The sequence below is a fragment of the Paenibacillus bovis genome (genome assembly GCF_001421015.2).
In the GTDB taxonomy this organism is placed as follows: domain Bacteria; phylum Bacillota; class Bacilli; order Paenibacillales; family Paenibacillaceae; genus Saccharibacillus; species Saccharibacillus bovis.
In genome coordinates this window covers 2140574-2160488 of record NZ_CP013023.1, presented here as the reverse complement: position 1 = coordinate 2160488, position 19915 = coordinate 2140574, and the positions used below count along the sequence as shown (strand labels likewise).

Genomic DNA, 19915 nt, shown 5'->3' with positions numbered 1-19915 from the left:
CCTGCAGCGTCCTCCAAAGAAATACTTACAGCGTCTCCAGCAAAATACCGAGCGGTGTGGATGAAGCTCCGGCAATCATCAGGCTAAAGGTATACTTGCTGTTGCCCGGCGGGACGCTAGCTACATAGACCGGTGCCTTTTGTTTGTTGGTACGCATGAGTGGTACTCCATAGACCGTATCGTTCATCCGTACGGCTCCCCCGTAGCTGCCGCCGCGCGGATTCAGTGAGATCTGAACCGTCTTTTTCTGGGAACCCGGATTGTATACCGGTACAGTCACGTTATAGATGACGCCAAACTGCGCCCGGTTATCCAGCGACAGCTCCGGCAGTTCGCTCGCTGCAGCCGTGAACAGCTGATCGGCTGGCAATGAACCGTCTTTTTTCACTTTGGCAGCAGTAGGATAGATTGCACGCGCTGTACCTACCGTATAGACCGGAGTAACAGCATTGGTCTCCGAGAATGTCCAATTGCCTCGCGGATGCGCCTGCGGAGCTGGCGGGAGCGGCGCGCTTTTGATCAGTGTCAGATCATAGGCTGTATCGCGGGAAGCTGCTGTCCGCACGGTATACAGCATTTCCCCACTATCTGTACTTTTCACTGTAAAATCATAGGTGAATCCGAGCAGCTTGCCCGGTGGAATAATAAACTCCTCGATTAGCCCGGATTGCTGCTGCTTGATCAGAGCAGCATTCGGTGTACGATCATCTGTCGTATGTGCCAGAATTGCCCGGGAAATGCTGGCGCCAATATCTGTAATCCAGTTTACTTCGTCTCCACCAATACGATATTCGCGGGTTACTTCTTCGATGCGCAGCGCACCATGATTGGCACGGTTCTCTACGGTGATCCCTACTTTGACCGGAGTGGTGAGCACATTGTAATGCCATCCAAATACCCGGTGGGTAATTGTACTGCCGCTGCTGCGTACAACATCATGCCAGAGCGTTCCCTGACGCACCGGAAAAGTCGATTCGCTCAGTGTCTCCGGATTATCGCTGACCATCAGCCTGTGTGTACCTCCTCGCGTTGCTGACTCGATATCATACTGTGCCACACCTGTCGTATCCACGGCTTCGATCGTCAAATCACGTCCACTGTCCTTCATGAGTAATTCCTCCCTTGATTGAGTATACCCTCAAATAGTCAGCATCTGATGTGTAACCGTGATGTGTTTGTCATGACTGGCTGCTTTTGAGGGTTCATCTATAAAGGTAAAAATACAGAGACTTTTACAACCTTCATTTCGGATTTTTTTGAAAGAAAGGATATGGAAATATATTATAACGGACATGGCAAATATCCCCTCAGGGAATACGGCATTCTGTTTCTGCAACCAGAAATAAGAGAATGCCGATCTATCCTGCGGGGACGGTCTGATCCTATTTATATTCTTTGTTTTTATGCACAAGGATAATGCGCTGTGATTAGATCATGCTGATATTGTCGCGTCTGCCATAGGTTTTGCGCTTTTCTACCAGACGGTTCAGTGAATCGACATAGGCGCGGGCGCTCGCTTCGAGGATATCCGTGCTGACACCGCGTCCCTGGGCCGTAATACCTTCCTGGGTCAGCGCGACATGCACCTCACCAAGAGCATCCTTGCCCTGCGTAACCGCTTTGATCGAATAATCAGCCAGAGTTACATCTTCCTGTGAAGCCTTGTCGATCGCATTATAGATAGAGTCTACTGCACCGTTACCGCTGGACTCTTCCAGACGTACTTCGCCATCGGCTGTAGTCAGGCGCACTTTGGCAACCGGTGCAGATTCACTGTCAAAGGAAACAAACAGGGAATCCAGTTGGAAAAATTCCGGTGCATCGGTCATGCGCTCTTCCAGCAGCGCAAACAGATCATCCTCGGTAATTTCTTTCTTTTTGTCCGCCAGAATCTTGAATTTGGCAAAAGCGGTATTAATCGCTTCTTCATCCAGCTCGAAGCCCAGTTCGATCAGATGCTCGCGGAACGCGTGGCGGCCGGAGTGCTTGCCCATGACCAGCTTGCTCTCTTTGAAGCCGATGGTCTCCGGTGTCATGATCTCGTACGTGGATTTCTCCTTGAGCATGCCATCCTGGTGAATACCGGATTCATGAGCAAACGCATTTGCTCCGACAATCGCTTTGTTCCCTGGTACGACCATACCGGTCAGTTTGCTGACCAGACGGCTCGTACGCGCGATCTCGGATAGGGTAAACGATGTCTTCGCCTGGTAAAAGTCCTGTCTGGTTTCCAGAGCCAATGCTACTTCTTCCAGTGCTGTATTCCCGGCACGCTCGCCGATACCGTTAATCGTGCCTTCGATCTGATCCGCACCATTCAGAATCGCTGCCAGCGCATTGGCTGTTGCCATCCCCAGATCATCATGACAGTGCGCGCTCAATTGTACTTTTTCCACACCAGGCACGTTTTCTTTGACATATTTGAAAATATTGCCGTATTCATAGGGAGAGAGGTAGCCGACTGTATCCGGCAGATTGACGACGTATGCGCCTTCTTCGATCGCCATTTTGGTCATCTCCGCGATAAATTCCAGCTCGGTACGTCCTGCATCTTCCAGGGAGAATTCCACTTTATCAAAATATTTGCGCGCATAACGGATCGCTGAACGGGCCGTATCCTTGACCTGTTCTTTTTCCATACGCAGCTTGTACTGGCGGTGAATCGGTGAAGTCGCCAGGAACAGATGCAGGCACGGATCTTGCGCCCCCTTCAGCGCCTCGCGTACCGCATCGATATCTTGCTCTCTGGAACGCGACAGACCAATAACGCTCGCATTCTTCACTGCACGTGCCACAGCATTAACCGCTGCCAGATCTCCGGGCGATGCCGCAGGAAAACCAGCTTCAATACGATCGACACCCAGACGCTCGAGCTGATGCGCAATCTCCACTTTCTCACGGGTATTCAAATTAACCCCTGGCGATTGTTCTCCATCTCTCAGCGTAGTATCGAAAATATAAATTTTACGCATTATCGCACCTCCTTGTTTTTATAGGTGAAAATAATTCTATATGCTGCAAATCATGAATGTACCAATAAGGATGTTAAATTGATTTGCGGCAGGCAGGTTGGATACGTGCCAGCGGAAGGAAAAGAATGATTCGAAAGAAACAAAGCGTTCGCCTTTAGGATCTGACTTTGACTGCTGAAGCAGTCGTTCAAAAAACCAGATCGTAACAGCGATCGACCGAACCATCTTTTCCCGGAGCGACCGTATCTCAACCCCGCCTCCCTCAACTCAAATGTTCAAATCTTATTTTTTAATCCAATGCATCATATCGCGCAGCTGTGAACCTACTACTTCGAGTGGATGCTCGGCTTCATTACGACGTGTCGCAGTCAGGAATGCACGACCGGATTGATTTTCCAGGATAAAGTCGCGTGCGAATTTACCTTGCTGGATATCGGTCAGTACTTCTTTCATTGCTTTTTTGGTCTCTTCTGTAACGATACGAGGTCCAGTTACATAGTCACCATACTCCGCAGTGTTACTGATCGAATCACGCATCGTTGCCAGACCACCTTCATACATCAGGTCAACGATCAGTTTCAGTTCATGCAGACATTCAAAGTAAGCCATCTCCGGAGCATAACCTGCTTCGGTCAGTGTCTCAAATCCGGCTTTTACCAGAGCACTTACGCCGCCACACAGAACAGCCTGCTCACCGAACAGATCGGTTTCGGTCTCTTCACGGAAGGAAGTTTCGATAACCCCTGCGCGTGTACAGCCGATCCCTTTGGCATATGCCAGACCGATTTCTTTAGCATTGCCTGTTGCATCCTGATGAATAGCGATCAGGCCGGGTACGCCGAATCCTTCTTCATATGTACGACGCACCATGTGACCAGGAGATTTAGGAGCAACGAGCAGTACATCATTTTTAGGAGCAACGATTTGACCGAAATGAACATTGAAACCATGAGCGAACATCAGTGCAGCTGTTTCTTTGAGGTTAGGCGCGATTTCGCTGTTATACACGCTGGCTTGTGTCTCATCCGGCATCAGGATTTGTACGATATCCGCTTTTTTGGTAGCTTCGGCAACAGACAATACTTCAAAACCGTCATTTTTGGCTTTGTCGAACGATTTGCCTTCACGCAGACCGATAACAACAGACAATCCGCTGTCACGCAGGTTTTGTGCATGGGCATGTCCCTGGCTGCCATAACCGATTACTGCGATTGTTTTACCTTTCAATACGTTCAAGTCTGCATCGTTTTCGTAATAAGTAGTTACTGCCATTTTTTCTTCCTCCTTTAATGTATGAAGCGTAGTACCGGCACTGCCGATGGTTATTTTAACCCTCTGAGAAGAGCGGGTATTTCAAAAGGACAATCAGATAGCATCTATGGATTCAGTATTGTCCAATCGATTCATGCAGCCTGATGAAGAGATCTTGTCGGTTATCTCTTTTATTACAGTCTTGCCAATTCGTAAGTACTGAATGTCCTTCTCAAATCCCCGCTCTGGTCAGCGGGTATGACTATGTTTTTACACGTTACCGCGTATCATCGCTGTCGCGCCTGTGCGGGAAAGTTCCCGAATGCCATAAGGCTTGAGCAGTTCGATCATGGCATCTATTTTCTCGGTATCGCCGACCACCTGTACCATCAGGCTGCTTGGCCCGATATCCACGACAGCGGCGCGAAACGTCTCGATAACTCCCATAATCTCGGGACGCTCTGCCGGCTCGGCTTTAACTTTGATTAGAGCCAGTTCGCGTGCAACCATCGGACGCGAGCTGAGATCGATAACCTTGATTACGTCGATAATTTTGTAAAGCTGCTTTTCCACCTGCTCCAGTGTATTTTCGTCACCGGTTGTAACAATAACCATCCGGGACAAGCCTGCTTCTTCCGATTGACCGACAGTGATGCTCTCGATATTGAATCCCCGGCGGCCAAAGAGTCCGGAGACTCTTTGCAGCACGCCAGGCTGGTCATTGACTAATACGGCGATGGTATGTTTCAGCGTTGTCGGTATCATTCTTTATCCCCCATTAACATTTGATCAATGGTGGCTCCCTGTGGAACCATCGGATACACATTCTCATGCTTGTTGACTACGAATTCTACCAGAACAGGACCCGGTGTATCCATCGCTTCCTGCCAGGCTGCAGCAGCTTCCTGCTTGTTCGTTGCCCGCAATCCTTTGACGCCATAAGCTTCAGCCAGTTTGACAAAGTCCGGGCTACCGGAGAGATCAATATGGCTGTACCGGTTATCGTAAATCAGTTCCTGCCACTGTCTCACCATACCCAGCACCTGATTATTCATCACGACAACTTTGACCGGGATATTATTGATCGCGCAGATTGCCAGTTCCTGTGCACACATCTGCATACCGCCGTCACCGTTGATCGAGATTACCAGGCGTTCCGGGTTGGCCATCTGGGCGCCTATCGCAGACGGGAATCCGAATCCCATCGTACCGAGTCCGCCGGATGTTACCCATGAACGCGGTTTGTTAAACCGGTAATACTGGGCGGCCCACATCTGATGCTGCCCTACATCCGTAGTAACAATAGCTTCGCCGCGTGTTGTATCATTGAGCATTTCTACGACCCACTGCGGTTTCAGTACTTCTTCGGAGTCGTCGTAACGGAAAGGCTTTTCCTTTTTCCAACCGGCGATAGTGGTGCGCCATTCATCGGCATAACTGGAATGACCAGCTTCGATATTGAGCATTTCCAGCACGGTCTTCACATCGCCTACGATTGGAATGTCGGTTTTGACATTTTTGCCAATCTCGGCCGGATCGATATCGATATGTGCGATACGAGCATGTGGTGCAAACCCATCCAACTTGCCGGTTACCCGATCATCAAAACGGGCTCCGATGCTGATCAGCAGATCCGACTGCTGAATCGCGTTGTTCGCTGCATACGTACCGTGCATCCCCGGCATACCGATCCACAGATCATGACCGCTTGGGAAACCGCCCAATCCGAGCAGTGTTGTCGTAATTGGAATGCCTGTCGTCTCCACAAACTTGAGCAATTCTTCATGACCACCGGAGTAGACGACACCACCGCCTGCCAGAATCAGCGGACGCTTGGCTTCGGCAATCGCCTGATGCAGCTTATCCAGCTGCAGCTTGTTTGGCAGTACTCTCGGATTGTAACCGCGCATCATAACCGGCTCGGTATGCGGCTTGAACAAAGACTTGGCTGCCGATACATCCTTGGGAATATCGATCAGCACCGGACCTTTGCGTCCTGTATTGGCGATATGGAAAGCTTCATGAATAATTCTTGGCAGATCCTCTACATCGCGAACCAGGTAACTGTGTTTGGTGATTGGCATTGTAATCCCGGTAATATCCGCTTCCTGAAAAGCATCGGTTCCGATCAGTGTCGTTGCCACATTGCCTGTAATTACAACAAGGGGTACGGAATCCATATAAGCGGTCGCGATTCCGGTAACCAGGTTGGTCGCTCCCGGACCGGATGTTGCGATGCAGACGCCGACTTTGCCGCTTGCACGGGCATATCCATCAGCTGCATGAATCGCTCCCTGCTCGTGCCGTGTTAACAAATGCTTGAAATCATCGAATCCGTGCATGGCATCGTAGATGTACAATACTGCTCCACCCGGATATCCGAATACACATTCCACACCTTCCAACAGCAGACTGCGCAGCAGCATTTCCGAACCTGTAATGACTTCAGGCTTCATCCATTTCTCTCGTAATTCATCTGTCGATTGCACATTGGGTATTTGCGCGCTCATCAGTATTCCTCCTCCCAAAATTTACATCAATCTCACATAAACAGCATATGCAAAGCCGCTGCATCCCAATCCGGATGCGTCCCGATAAAACATCAGGTTCGCAGCTGAGACGAACAGAGTATCAAAAAAAGCCTTTCGTCGCCTCGCACAGAAAAGTGTTCTGTAGAGGGACGAAAGGCTATCGCTTCCGTGGTACCACCCATATTCGTGTACAGCCTCACAGCAATGTACACCTCACCAGGTAACGTGCTTATGCACCTTACCTGTAGTCTGTAACGTAGACTGTACGATTTTCCCTAATAATCATTGAATTTTATCAATGCCTTTCAGGAAAACAGCTCCGAGGTGAGCTCGTATCTAAGGGTTTTTGATGAAGCTTGCAGCAAACAGATGCTTCACTCTCTGGACAAAATAGCCCCTAAAACTTCGTCCTCTTCATAGCCGATATCTGGTATTCTCATATGGACCGGAACAATATGTTGTATTGTCGGCCGCTAATTTAGAATTATTATATGATTCATTCCATACAGAGTCAACACTAATTTTTTTGTCTTTTTGAACAATCAAATTGACAGTTTCAAATTGCTATATTTATCCATTGGTCAAAAAAGCTTATATTCACAAGGTTTTTCGGGTGTTATTTTAATATGCTGTTTACATAACGATTTTCTTGTTTGTGCATAGAGCACAAATAACGAACCTGAATACGGTAATGATTTTGTATATGGCCCACACATCATTTTATTTTTTAATGATTACAGGATATGCTGATTTTTGTTACAGTTTACAATATTCTCGAATTGCCTCTACCTAGATGCTTGTTTGCTTCCACAAAAAAAAGCCGGAATCCATCAAACAGGATTCCGGCTTTTCTGTATTATACTGCTTTTGTACAAAAGATTCTGTACTATTCAGACAGGCAAGATTATAAAAAACGCTGCCTGTCTATCGCTTACTCGGATCGTACGGCTGACCGAGTGCTGACGGTGCACTGGAGCGGCCCACGGCAGCAACCAGAACAATAATCGTCAGTACATATGGCAGCATGTAGATCACTTCAGGCGGAATGCTCTGTGTCCAGGCAAACAGCTGAACATAGTTACGCACTGCCTGTGCCAGACCGAAGAACACTGCCGCACCAAACGCACCAATCGGATTCCATTTACCAAAGATCATCGCAGCAATCGCGATATAACCCTGACCGGAAATCGTATTATGCGAGAAAGTACCTGTCGTTGTCAGTGTAATTGTGGCACCACCGATTCCCGCCAGTGCACCACTCAGCATAACGCCGATATAACGCATACGGTTGACTTTGATACCTACGGTATCGGCCGCACTCGGATGTTCCCCGACAGAGCGAAGGCGCAGACCGAATGGCGTTTTGTACAATACATAGAACGATACAAACACCAGGATAATCGCCAGATACGTAGTCGGATAAGCGTTGAAGATCGCATCGCCCAGCAGTGGAATCTGACTCAGATAAGGAATAGCAATACGGCTGTAACCTGCAATCAATTCCGTCTCACCGGCACCATCGAACAGCAGTTTAACCATATACAGCGTACTTCCTGCTGCCAGGAAGTTAATAACGATACCACTGATAACCTGATCCGCTTTGAACGTAATCGAAGCGAGGGCGTGAATCAATGATACAATCGTTCCCAGCACGATAGCTGCCAGCAGACCCATCGTTGCTGCAGAGAATGCATCCATACCGGCATCCTGTGCATAGTGACCTACGACACCGGCTGCAAATGCACCAAATACCATCAGACCTTCCAGTCCCAGGTTGGTCACACCGGATTTTTCCGAGAAAATGCCGCCAAGGGAAGTGAATATCAGAGCTGTAGCAAATACAAGCGTCGTATTAATGAGCTGCCCGATAATTGTTAATACGTCCATTTACAACACCTTCTCTTTCTTACGCTTGGCATAGAATGGCTTCAGTACCCAGCGCACAATACCCTGTGCAGCAATAAAGAATATAATGGCACCGATAACGATACGTACGATTTCAGGTGGTACATCCGCACTGAAGCTCATACCCGCCGAACCATAGGTCAACGTACCGAACAGGATAGAACCAAGAATGATACCAAACGGATTATTCATCCCGATCAATGCAACCGCGATACCGTCAAATCCGGTTCCCGGTGAACTTGCCATAACCGATTGGTAACCGAATACGCCCAGTACGGTAAAAGCGCCGCCCAGACCGGCAAACGCACCGCTGATAAACATGGCTTTGACTACATTACGGTTAACGTTCATACCGGCATACTTGGAAGCATCCTGGTTAAAACCTACCGCACGAAGCTCATAGCCCTGCTTGGTTTTCCACATAAAGATATAGAAGAATACCGCAGCAAGCAGTGCAATAACCGTTCCCCAGTGAACACGAGCATTCCCCATCATCTCGGACAACCAGCCGATAGCGATAGAAGCTGTTGGCTGAATATCCACCGAGCGGTTCTCGCCGTCCAGCAGAGCATAGTTATTAATGATCATATTGGACAGGTACAGACCGATCCAGTTCAGCATAATACAGGAAATAACTTCGTTTACGCCTCGTGCAGCCTTGAGATAGCCGGCAATCGCTGCCCACAATCCACCGAATACGGCACCGGCGATAACAGCTAATGGCGCATGGATGTATACAGGCAGTCCATGAACGTGGATACCCACGATCGAAGCAGCTGTCATGCCGATCAGAAACTGTCCTTCGCCACCGATATTGAACAGACCGGTACGTGCTGCAAAAGCAAAAGCCAGACCTGTCATAATAAGCGGTGTCATCTCACGAATCGCTTCACCAAAGTTATAGGAGTCTCCATATACACGGGTAATCAGTGCACTGTAGGCTTCGAACGGATCATAACCGCCGATCAGCATCACGAGTGCGCCGAGGATCAGACCCATGATAATCGCTACAATGGACAAGATAAAGGAATCTCCGGTAAATATTTTCATCAATTTACTCATGCGCTGCACCTCTCTTTACGGTGCTTCCCGCCATCATTAAGCCCAATTCCTGATCATTGGTTTGTTCCGGCAGCACTTCACCCACAATTTGTCCTTCATAGATAACCGCAATCCGGTCAGATACATTCATGATTTCATCCAGTTCAAAGGAAATCAGCAGAACCGCTTTGCCCTGGTCACGCTGGGCGATCAGCTGTTTCTGTACAAATTCAATGGCACCGACATCCAGACCACGTGTCGGCTGTGCCGCTACGAGCAGTTCCGGATTTTTATCGATCTCACGGGCAATAATCGCTTTCTGCTGATTACCACCGGACAGTGAGCGTGCCATCGTATGAATGCTTGGTGTCCGCACGTCAAAGGCTTCGACCAGACGGGTTGCTTTTTTATCCACTTCATCATATTGCAAAAATCCATTTTTGTTATACGGTGCTTTATAGTAGGTTTCCAGCACCATATTCTCACTAACCGAAAAGTCCAGAACCAGACCATGCTTGTGACGGTCTTCCGGAATATGGGCAACACCCGATTCGGTTACTTTACGCGGAGTTAGGTTGGTGATGTCCTTGCCGTGCAAAGTGACTTTACCGCCGTCTACATGCCGGAGACCGGTCAGTGCTTCGATTAGCTCGGTCTGTCCGTTGCCGTCGACTCCGGCGATACCGAGAATCTCTCCCGCTCTCACCTGCAGATTCAGACTGTTCAGTACAGCCATGCCATCTTTGTTTTTGGACAGAATATTCTGCATTTGCATAACCACTTCGCCAGGCTCTGCCGCTTTTTTGTCTACTTTGAAGCTGACGTTGCGGCCGACCATTTTTTCGGCCAGTTCCTGTGGAGTCGTCTCTGTCTTTTTGACCGTATCGATGACTTTACCACGGCGAATAATGGTCACTGTATCGGCGATTTGCATAATCTCTTTGAGTTTATGGGTAATCAGGATAATGGACTTGCCTTCCTGGATCAGACGCTGCATAATCTCCATCAGCTCGGAGATTTCCTGCGGTGTCAGTACAGCTGTCGGCTCGTCAAAGATCAGAATATCTGCGCCACGATACAGCGTTTTGAGAATCTCGACACGCTGCTGCATACCAACAGAAATATCATGGATCTTGGCATTTGGATCTACACGCAGACCGTACTGCTCGGACAGCTTGCGGATTTCCTCTGTTGCTTTTCTATAATTGATTCGGGCTCCCTTTCTCGGTTCGGAACCCAGAATAATGTTCTCCGTAACGGTGAATGGCTGAACAAGCTTAAAGTGCTGATGGACCATACCAATGCCCAGTTCGATCGCTCTGTTGGGACCATCGATGATCACCGGTTTGCCATCAATTTCAATACTGCCTTCATCCGGCTGATACAGCCCGAATACGATATTCATAAGCGTCGATTTACCGGCACCATTCTCACCGAGGAGGGCATGAATTTCGCCTTTTTGCAGCTTGAGACTGATCGAGTCATTGGCTACGATACCCGGAAAACGCTTTGTTATTTGTTTTAACTCTACAACAGGGGTTGCTGTATCCATTAGATCACCCTTATAAGCAAATTAATAGTTCATATGTTACCCGGCATTTCCGCCATTCATAAACTTACCTGTAGACGTAACAACAAGGCTAGTTATTAACCAGCCTTGTCTGTTGTACTATATGGTCAAAAGCAATTATTTCACTGTATCAGGTACTTTAACTTCGCCGGCTACGATTTTAGCTTTGTACTCATCAACCAGCTTCAGTACGTCAGCAGGTACGTTTTTGCTGGAAGTCTCCGCAATACCTACGCCGTCATCTTTCAGACCCAGTGTTTCTGTACCGCCTTTGAAAGTACCGTCGATTACTTCTTGGGATACTTTCTCAACTGCTGTATCAACACGTTTGATCATGGAAGTCAAAGTTACTTCATCACCGAACTCCAGGGATTGGTCTTTATCTACACCGATAACCCATACTTGCTGTCCGGATTTCTTACGGGATGCTGCTTCATTGAATACGCCTGTGCCTGTTGCACCAGCTGCGTGGAAAATAATATCCACACCTTCATTGTACATTGTTGCTGCAGCTGCTTTACCTACATCCGGCTTGTCAAATGCACCGGCATAGTTGGCAATAAATTCAGCTTTAGGGTTAACCGCTTTGATACCAGCTTGGAAACCAGCTTCGAAGCGTTGGATCAGAGGACTTTTCTCGCCGCCTACAAAACCGATTTTATTCGTTTTTGTCATTTTACCGGCAACGACACCCACGAGGAAGGAACCTTCGTTTTCGGAGAACGTTACAGATTTAACGTTTGGAGCGTCTACTACACTATCGATGATTGCCAGTTTGGCATCAGGATTTTGACCTGCAACGGTTTTGATTGCGTCTGCCAGGTTGAATCCGATTCCCCAAGTCAGGCTGTAACCGTCTTTAACGAACTGGTTAAGGTTAGGGATATAATCCTGATCGGATTTACTTTGCAGGTATTTCACATTTGCTCCGCCAGCGGATTGTACTTTTTCAAGAGCTTCCCAAGCAGATTGGTTAAAGGATTTATCGTTTACGCCGCCTACGTCAGTTACCATACCGACTTTGACGTCGCTGGAACCTTTGCTTCCAGATGTGCTGCCGCCACTTGCATTGTCGCTCTTGTTACCGCACGCTGCCAGAATAACGGACAGTGCCAGTACCATAATCAGCGAAAGTGAATAGACCTTCTTCATGTATCTTTTTCCCCCTTAAAAGTATCAACTATGTTTCTGTCTCTCTCATGAAAACACGAACATTTTCTGAAAATAACATTATTTTGTTCGCTTTCGGAGCAGATTTAATAGTCACTGAACAGATTATACAATCATGTGATAGGAAAATCTACTATTTTAATAACAAATGGTCAATTAATTTATCCATTAAACTATGTAAGCGGTTTATATTGTAAATTTTTACTAATCAAAGTTATGTCTATGTCATATAACCTCCGCACACTTTACAACGTAACTGTTTTAATGCACTAAAAAGATATACATTTGATAATAACAACGTTAGACCTGACATCTAACATCTCTTTGTCTTTTCCTCAATCAGAAAGATCACTCTTCAATAAAAGAGACTATTTTACATAGTCATGGTCTGGCTATATTTATTGCTGCACCGCACCATCTGAAGACCTCAAAATCCCCGTCCGCTTTATGCCCTTCAGACAGTGTACGTGATTTACCTGCCGACAGCAACATATTTCTTGTACAATACTTTACCGAGTCCCACTCTCTGGAATACTGTAAATATAAAGGAAAATAAATTCGGGATTTCCTTTTACTATATCGGTTGGATCGCTGTTCAACATAAGCTTCTTGCTGTTCATTTTATGACCTGTTTTGTACCGAGTAGCTATAAGAACCTGGCGATCCGTTTATATTGGAAATCTTCATCGTCCAGTCTCCAGCCTGCTCGTTAATCCATGTATATTGAACCGTCTGCTGCTTGCCTGGAGCCAGGGTGCCCCTCTTGCATTCATCTCCTGCAGGATCGAACAATTGATAGGTAAAAGAAGTCCTGCCCTTATTTCTCATATGAACAAGAAGTATCTGCGAAACTGTTCCCTCTACAGCATCCAGTGTAAATGTATGCATGTACTCTCCATCGAAACGGGCAGTGCTCTCGTCTGTAATCTCTCTTATTGTTTTATGTATTTGCTTATTCTCTTGTTTGTTCGGATAGCTATCTGGTTGAACCGGTTGAGTGGTAACAGCCGCAGTTGGCTCGGGCATCGTTGCTTTATGATTTGTCAGACTTATCAGCAAGATTAGCATTGCAATAACTATACAGCTAAAAAACAGTACAAGTCTTTTTCGCTTCATTAGAATATTCCTTTCGCGATTGGATAATCAATTCAACCTATGCTGCTGGAAAATAAGCTGATCTTTCTTATTTATACACATAATAAAAGGCTATCCATTATCCAATGAATAGATAAATAGATAGCCTTTTATAATACGCAACCTAAATTACGCGTTGATTTTTTCTTTTGCTACAGTAGCCAGGGAGTTGAACGCAGTTACATCGTTAACTGCCAGGTCTGCCAGCATCTTACGGTTGATGTTAACGCCAGCCAGTTTCAGGCCGTGCATCATTTTGTTGTAAGACAGTCCGTTCAGACGAGCTGCTGCATTGATACGTACGATCCACAGTCTGCGGAAGTTACGTTTTGTTTGACGACGGTCACGGTAAGCATAAAGCAGGGATTTGTTAACCTGTTCTTTTGCTGTTTTGAAAATACGGTGTTTGGAACCGAAGTAACCTTTTGCCAGTTTCAGATATTTCTTGTGTTTACGACGTGTGACGAATCCGCCTTTAACTCGTGCCATATTGATAACCCTCCCGGAAAATTAAATTATTTAAGATTAGCTAAGCCTTGTTTCAAACGTCTTACGTCGCCAGCTGCCATCAGCGGGCTAGTTCCCAGTACGCGTTTTTGACGTTTGGATTTGTGAGAAAGCAGGTGGTTTTTGAAAGCTTTGTGACGTTTCACTTTACCAGTTCCTGTAACTTTGAAGCGTCCTTTTAAACTGCTATGAGTTTTCATTTTAGGCATTTGAATATCCCCCTTAGTTATTTTTCGGCGCCAAGATCATAATCATGCTGCGGCCTTCCAGTTTGGGCTGGCGCTCTACAGTACAGATATCTGCAACTTCATCTCTTACGCGTTCCAAGACTCTTTGTCCAATATTTGCATGTGCAATCTCGCGACCGCGGAAGCGGACCGAGCATTTCACCTTGTCGCCATTATTCAAGAATTTGTTTACGTTACGGAGTTTGGTTTGGTAATCATGTTCCTCCGTATTCGCGTGGAAGCGCACTTCTTTCAGTTCAACAATCTTCTGATTTTTACGCGCTTCTTTTTCTTTCTTCTGCTGCTCGTAGCGGAATTTACCGTAGTCCATAATCCGACATACCGGAGGCTTCGCTTGCGGAGCAACGTTAACCAGATCCAGATTCAGATCGATCGCCATTTGCAATGCTTCGCGAGTCGGCTTAATTCCGATTTGTTCACCGTCAGCACCTACCAGACGTACTTCTTTTGTCCGGATTTCGTCATTGATCATATGTTCTTTACTAATAACCTTCCACCTCCAAGATATAATAGACACTACTATTACAAAATAAAAAGGGATGCAGGTCTCATCACCCGCATCCCTTGATCAGTATACATTCATGACAAATACTTGTCGATAAATTACAGATCAATGAACCAGCCGATAAAAGATCGGTCAGGTGAGAAGACGAGCTTCTGCTTTTCATTAACGTTCTCGTTAACACACTTGAATATTATAGCATGAGGTCTCACACAAGTCAACAGCCTGCACAAATTAATTATGCAGGCTGTTTGTCTATTATGATCTCCGGCTTACAGAGAACTTTGTTTACCCTGTACTTCTTCCAGTCGTACCACACGTGTATGTTCGGTGTGACTCCACTGTTTGTTGTTTTGTGTAAAGAAAGCGTAGAACGTAATCGGCCACCAGGACAATCCGTAGATTGGGAACAGCAGCAGATACATGTAGACTTTCCACGATTTTACCTTTTCCAGAATCATTGCCAGGATAAAAGTAACTACATTGGCGAAGATAGCTACAACAGCTACCCACATCGGCATGTAATTATATACCGAAGCAATATGCGGTCCGCCCAGAATCGCTGTATCGATCCATACGGCAGCTGTCATCAGGAACGTAATCAACACGATGTAGACGTTAACGCTGTACAGCGCAAGGTCAAACTTGATGATGTTGAATTCCTTGATACTTTTCCATAGCAGCGGGAAGAAATAACGACGTGCCACGGTAAAGTGACCTTGCATCCAGCGCAGACGTTGACGGGAAGAAGCTTTGAATGTCAGCGGCTTCTCATCAAATACTTTGGCATCGTAGCTGAATTTTGGATAGATGCCTTTTTCGGCACAACGCATAGTGAACTCCAGATCTTCGACCAGACTGGTTGCGCCCCAGCCGATTTCTTTGAGCAGTTCATTTTCAAAACACATACCCGTACCACCAAGGAAGTTCGCCATATTCAGATTATGACGGGACAGCTGCCACAGACGGTTGATGTACCAGTACGATACACCATAAGCTGCAGTGATCCAGGAATCTTCCGGGTTCTTGGTATCGATATAACCCTGGATAACGCGTGCGCCTTCACACATGTCATTGTTCATTTCTTTCAGGAAGTTCGAAGCTGCCAGATTATCCGCGTCGAACATAACAATGCCGTCGTACTGGCGAGGCATGCTCCACAATTCATTCAGCATCCACTCGATTGCATACCCTTTACCACGTTGGTTAGGGTTCGTACGCACACAAGCATTCATACCGTGACTTCTTACGATATCGGCTGTACCGTCTGTACAGTTATCACAGATAACGAATACATCGTACAGTTCTTCCGGATAATCCATTTCTTTCAGATTCTCCATCAATGCGCCAATAACTTTTTCCTCGTTATGCGCTGCTACCAGAATCGCAAAAGATTTTTGCGGAGCATGCTCCGGTCTTTTTTTGCGTTTGATAATCCCGAACAGGGAAAATCCGAACTGGTAAACCGCGATCAGTGCCAACAAAATCTGCAGCACTATAAATGTTGTATCCAAGATATTACCCATGAGAATATGTGACCCCCTTCATATGAAACCCCTTCAAACCCTAGCGACTGTTTTCTTTTTTGTCTAACATTTCATTTTTTGAATATCTTTTTGTAAATGACTCAAATTTCATAATTCCAGATAATTGATGTAAGCCTCATGAAACTTTTGCATGCAGACATAAAGATTTTGCACACTTTTTGTCCATTTGTCAAAGGTACCAAATGCGGTGTGCTGCGAAAAACTCTATAATTAGGACGACAAACGCTACGAAAAGGTTCCAAGGCGAGGTCTATTAGCGTTTTATGGTATAATATCTTGGTTTTGCTCGCTTTTCATGTCTTTAGCCTTAATTTTATAATGGAATTTGGAAAATGGAACCAGGCAACAAGTTGCCTGACATTCTATAAACCGATTATTTTCGGTTGAATCATGAGCTATATGTGGCTTCGTGATACGTCTCTATCCCGTATGAATGAGCCAGCGAATTAGAGGGTAAGAATAATAAAGGCAGATTATATGTGATTTAACGCTGGGTTAACGTTATAATGCTTGAAATGGTTAAAGAATAAAAATATGATTAATCTAAGCCTATAAAGGCAATATATACGGGGGTCTCTCATGCGTCAGTTCCTTATTCGTTTACAAACCATGGAGCAGTATATTTTCAGATGGTTTAACACCAGGCTTCATAACCGGTTTCTCAACATTTTCTTTTATTATCTGACGAATCTGGGCGGAGCCACTTTTACGATTATCGCTACACTGGCTATCTGGCTGCTGGCACCTGCGCCATGGGACCAGGCTGGCCTGCATGCTGCTGTCGCACTTGCTGTCAGTCATATTCCTGTAGCTATCGCCAAAAAATTATATCCGCGTATCCGTCCGTATCTGGCTATACCGGAGACGATTACCTTCCGCAACCCGCTGACGGATCATTCTTTTCCATCGGGACATACGACGGCTGTCTTCTCCGTAACGGTTCCCTTTATGCTTATGGATGTGCATACGATCCCGTTTTTGCTGCCACTGGCATTGATCGTAGCGGTATCCCGCATGTATCTGGGACTTCACTATCCATCGGATGTGCTTGTAGGAGCATTGATTGGATCAGCAGTTGCTTTTGGTACAGTTGCATTGTGGCCTTAAAGCAGTTATTGTAACAGTATGGTAACATTGTTACAGTTATATTACAGACAGGCAGAATTGCTGCCTGTACGACCTTATTTATTAATTGAGAATACCTTGCAGAAAAGGTGAAATGAACGTGTCAAAATACAGAGTGCTGCTCTTGTCGGAAGGTTTTGGTTCAGGACATACACAAGCTGCTTACGCGCTGTCCAGCAGCTTGCGTAAAATCTCACCGAATATACAAACCAGAGTACTAGAGCTCGGCAGTTTCCTCAATCCCAAAGTAGCGCCGCTCATTATCACCGCTTATAAAAAAACGGTTGTCTCGCAGCCGAAGCTTGTACGCATGATGTATCGCAGCCAATACAAAAAATCGATTAATCGTCTGGCTACGCTGGCGCTTCATCGTATATTTTATACGCATACCCAGAATGTGATCCGGCAGCTGCGGCCAGATATTATCGTATGTACGCATCCGATTCCGGGTGCGGTTATTTCCCGGCTGAAACGCCTGGGGATGCCGATTCCGCTATGCATGGTAATTACAGACTATGACGCACACGGAACATGGATTATTCCCGAAGTGGACCGCTATCTGGTCTCTACAGACGGAGTACGCTCCAAACTGATGATGCGTGGAATACCGTTCTCCAAAATCAAGGTTACCGGCATTCCTGTTCATCCGAATTTCTGGGAACATCCCAGCAAGGCGGAGATCCGGATGCGGTTCGGCCTCAAGGATATGCCTACTGTCATGATTATGAGCGGTGGCTGGGGAATGATGAGCGACGATGCCGTCAATGCCTATCTGACCAGCTTCGCCGACAAAGTACAATTTATTTTCTGCTTCGGCAGCAACGATAAAGCTTACCAGCGGGCACAGCAGGATCTGAACTTTAACCATGAAAATATCCATCTCGTTCGTTATACCAAAGAGATTGATAAATTGATGGAAGTCTCCGATCTGCTCGTCACCAAACCAGGCGGGATGACATGTACGGAAGGATTGGCCAAAGCGATCCCCATGTTATTTTACAATCCGCTGCCTGGACAGGAAGAACAAAATTCGCGCTACTTTACAGAACAGGGCTGGGGTGAACCGATTACTTCGATTCATGTGGTTACCCAGTGGATGGAACTGCTGATCAATGATTACGATGCTGTCGTTATGCAGCGCCAGCTCAAGCTAGAGCAGATCGACCGCTACAATCCTACTGAATGTGCACGCAGTATCATGGATATGGTGGAACACAATAAGGTCTTAACCTGAATGCAGGTTAAGACCTTATTGTGTTTATTCTTATTTAAATAAAGGATAGATCAATATTTATCGAGACGCATCTGCTGGTATTCGTTCAGTGCATCCTGCCCTACGATTACTTCGCAGCGATGGATACGCATTCCTTTACCCATAAATTTGGCTTCATATTCTGTCATGACATGCTCTTCGTTAATTCCATCACGGTGCAGATTCAGACTGATATTGGTCATCTGCAGACCATAATCGGCAAAGGAGTTAATCGAGAACTCGAACAATGTCTCCGAATCGGTCTTGAAATGAATTTGTCCGCGTGAATTCAGCAGACGACAATATTTCTCCAAAAAGCGTGGATGCGTCAGACGACGACGTCCGTGCTTTTTTTTAGGCCATGGATCACTGAAGTTCAGATAGACCCGTTCAATCTCGCCCGGTGTGAAAATATCCTCGATATTCTCGATATTGGCCAGTGCCAGCTGAATACTGGTTGGATCGCCCAGTTCTGCTTCGTTCCATGCAATACGTGTCTTCTCTGCCGCGCGTCGTACCAGTTCATCATACATATCAAAGCCGATATAATTGACTTGCTGATTTTTTACACTCATCTGGCTGACAAAGCGTCCTTTACCCATTCCGAATTCCACATGGATCGGATAATCATTGTTAAAACGCTCACGCCATTTTCCTTTATAAGCTTCAGGGTTCAATACGACCAGATCCTGCTGCTGCTCCAGATCCTCGCGAATCCCTTTTCTACCTCTTAAACGCATCTTTGTCCTCCGATTTGAATAATTCTCATCTTTATTTCGTACGGAATTATTTTGACGAAGAAAACGGGAAATGTAAAGAGTTATCTGCCAAAAGTGTACAAAAGGAAAGAAGGATTTCCTCATCCTGCAAGCAGCACGTGGAAATCCTTCTTTCTATATTTGGAATTGGGGTCCAACAAATTTAAGCATTCATAGTCTACCCATTTTCTGCCGGAAAATCAAATTCATTTTCCCTGGTAGCCACAATGCAATCAAAAATTAAAGTAGGTGCACCTACTATTAACCACTTTAAAACATTCTGACACGCGTTCTTTTATTTTTTAACAATCAAAATCTGTAGGAGGAAGCTGTCGCATCCTATTCGCGAATATGAGCAGAATAGCTATGGTCAGAATCACTGCTATTACCGGTAGTATTCCT

Annotated in this window: 17 protein-coding genes; 2 read left to right on the top strand and 15 right to left on the bottom strand. The window is 46.1% G+C overall.

From position 1 onward, the window contains the following. Positions 1-25 precede the first annotated feature (25 nt). From AR543_RS09245 to AR543_RS09180, 14 genes are all read right to left on the bottom strand, one after another. On the bottom strand, positions 26-1108 hold the full coding sequence (locus AR543_RS09245; protein ID WP_060533758.1) for a hypothetical protein: 1083 nt from the start codon (positions 1106-1108) through the stop codon (positions 26-28). A 319-nt stretch (positions 1109-1427) separates the two neighbouring features. Continuing rightward, the gene (locus AR543_RS09240; protein ID WP_060533755.1) at positions 1428-2972 is read right to left on the bottom strand and encodes a 2-isopropylmalate synthase; all 1545 of its coding nucleotides are present in this window, start codon (positions 2970-2972) and stop codon (positions 1428-1430) included. Between the two features lie 282 nt (positions 2973-3254). Next, positions 3255-4244 carry a ketol-acid reductoisomerase gene (gene ilvC, locus AR543_RS09235; protein ID WP_046212959.1) on the bottom strand — a complete coding sequence of 330 codons (990 nt, stop codon included), beginning with the start codon at positions 4242-4244 and terminating at the stop codon, positions 3255-3257. Between the two features lie 249 nt (positions 4245-4493). Further along, positions 4494-4988, bottom strand: a complete 495-nt coding sequence (ilvN, locus tag AR543_RS09230) for an acetolactate synthase small subunit (RefSeq protein WP_060533753.1) — start codon at positions 4986-4988, stop codon at positions 4494-4496. Next, positions 4985-6733: a biosynthetic-type acetolactate synthase large subunit gene (gene ilvB / locus AR543_RS09225; RefSeq protein WP_060533752.1), complete on the bottom strand. Its 1749-nt coding sequence runs from the start codon at positions 6731-6733 to the stop codon at positions 4985-4987. The genes ilvN and ilvB overlap by 4 nt, the downstream gene beginning before the upstream one ends. 945 nt (positions 6734-7678) lie before the next feature. Further along, complete coding sequence (locus tag AR543_RS09220; RefSeq protein ID WP_060533750.1) at positions 7679-8641, bottom strand: ABC transporter permease; 963 nt, start codon at positions 8639-8641, stop codon at positions 7679-7681. Further along, positions 8642-9721 (bottom strand): ABC transporter permease, encoded by a 1080-nt coding sequence (locus AR543_RS09215; RefSeq protein ID WP_060533747.1) that lies wholly within the window; start codon positions 9719-9721, stop codon positions 8642-8644. After that, a complete protein-coding gene (locus AR543_RS09210; protein ID WP_060533744.1) occupies positions 9714-11252 on the bottom strand; it encodes an ABC transporter ATP-binding protein in 1539 nt (512 codons plus the stop codon). Before AR543_RS09210 ends, AR543_RS09215 begins: the two co-directional genes overlap by 8 nt. Positions 11253-11387: 135 nt before the next feature. Continuing rightward, positions 11388-12422 carry a BMP family lipoprotein gene (locus tag AR543_RS09205; RefSeq protein ID WP_060533742.1) on the bottom strand — a complete coding sequence of 345 codons (1035 nt, stop codon included), beginning with the start codon at positions 12420-12422 and terminating at the stop codon, positions 11388-11390. Positions 12423-13061: 639 nt separating this feature from the next. Next, the gene (locus AR543_RS09200) at positions 13062-13556 is read right to left on the bottom strand and encodes a hypothetical protein (protein WP_060533740.1); all 495 of its coding nucleotides are present in this window, start codon (positions 13554-13556) and stop codon (positions 13062-13064) included. A 147-nt stretch (positions 13557-13703) separates the two neighbouring features. Further along, complete coding sequence (gene rplT / locus AR543_RS09195; protein ID WP_017811384.1) at positions 13704-14063, bottom strand: 50S ribosomal protein L20; 360 nt, start codon at positions 14061-14063, stop codon at positions 13704-13706. 26 nt (positions 14064-14089) lie between these two features. Beyond that, positions 14090-14290, bottom strand: a complete 201-nt coding sequence (gene rpmI, locus AR543_RS09190) for a 50S ribosomal protein L35 (RefSeq protein WP_046212967.1) — start codon at positions 14288-14290, stop codon at positions 14090-14092. Positions 14291-14303: 13 nt separating this feature from the next. Then, a complete protein-coding gene (gene infC, locus AR543_RS09185; RefSeq protein WP_046212968.1) occupies positions 14304-14801 on the bottom strand; it encodes a translation initiation factor IF-3 in 498 nt (165 codons plus the stop codon). A 302-nt stretch (positions 14802-15103) separates the two neighbouring features. After that, complete coding sequence (locus tag AR543_RS09180; RefSeq protein ID WP_060536712.1) at positions 15104-16348, bottom strand: glycosyltransferase family 2 protein; 1245 nt, start codon at positions 16346-16348, stop codon at positions 15104-15106. Between the two features lie 609 nt (positions 16349-16957). On the opposite strand from AR543_RS09180, the gene AR543_RS09175 reads away from it, so the two are divergent. Continuing rightward, positions 16958-17485 carry a phosphatase PAP2 family protein gene (locus AR543_RS09175; protein ID WP_060533738.1) on the top strand — a complete coding sequence of 176 codons (528 nt, stop codon included), beginning with the start codon at positions 16958-16960 and terminating at the stop codon, positions 17483-17485. A 118-nt stretch (positions 17486-17603) separates the two neighbouring features. Continuing rightward, positions 17604-18737, top strand: a complete 1134-nt coding sequence (locus AR543_RS09170; protein ID WP_418304213.1) for an MGDG synthase family glycosyltransferase — start codon at positions 17604-17606, stop codon at positions 18735-18737. Positions 18738-18787: 50 nt separating this feature from the next. Here AR543_RS09170 and trmB read toward each other — a convergent pair whose 3' ends face one another. After that, a complete protein-coding gene (gene trmB / locus AR543_RS09165; protein WP_017811390.1) occupies positions 18788-19495 on the bottom strand; it encodes a tRNA (guanosine(46)-N7)-methyltransferase TrmB in 708 nt (235 codons plus the stop codon). Between the last annotated feature and the right edge of the window lie 420 nt (positions 19496-19915).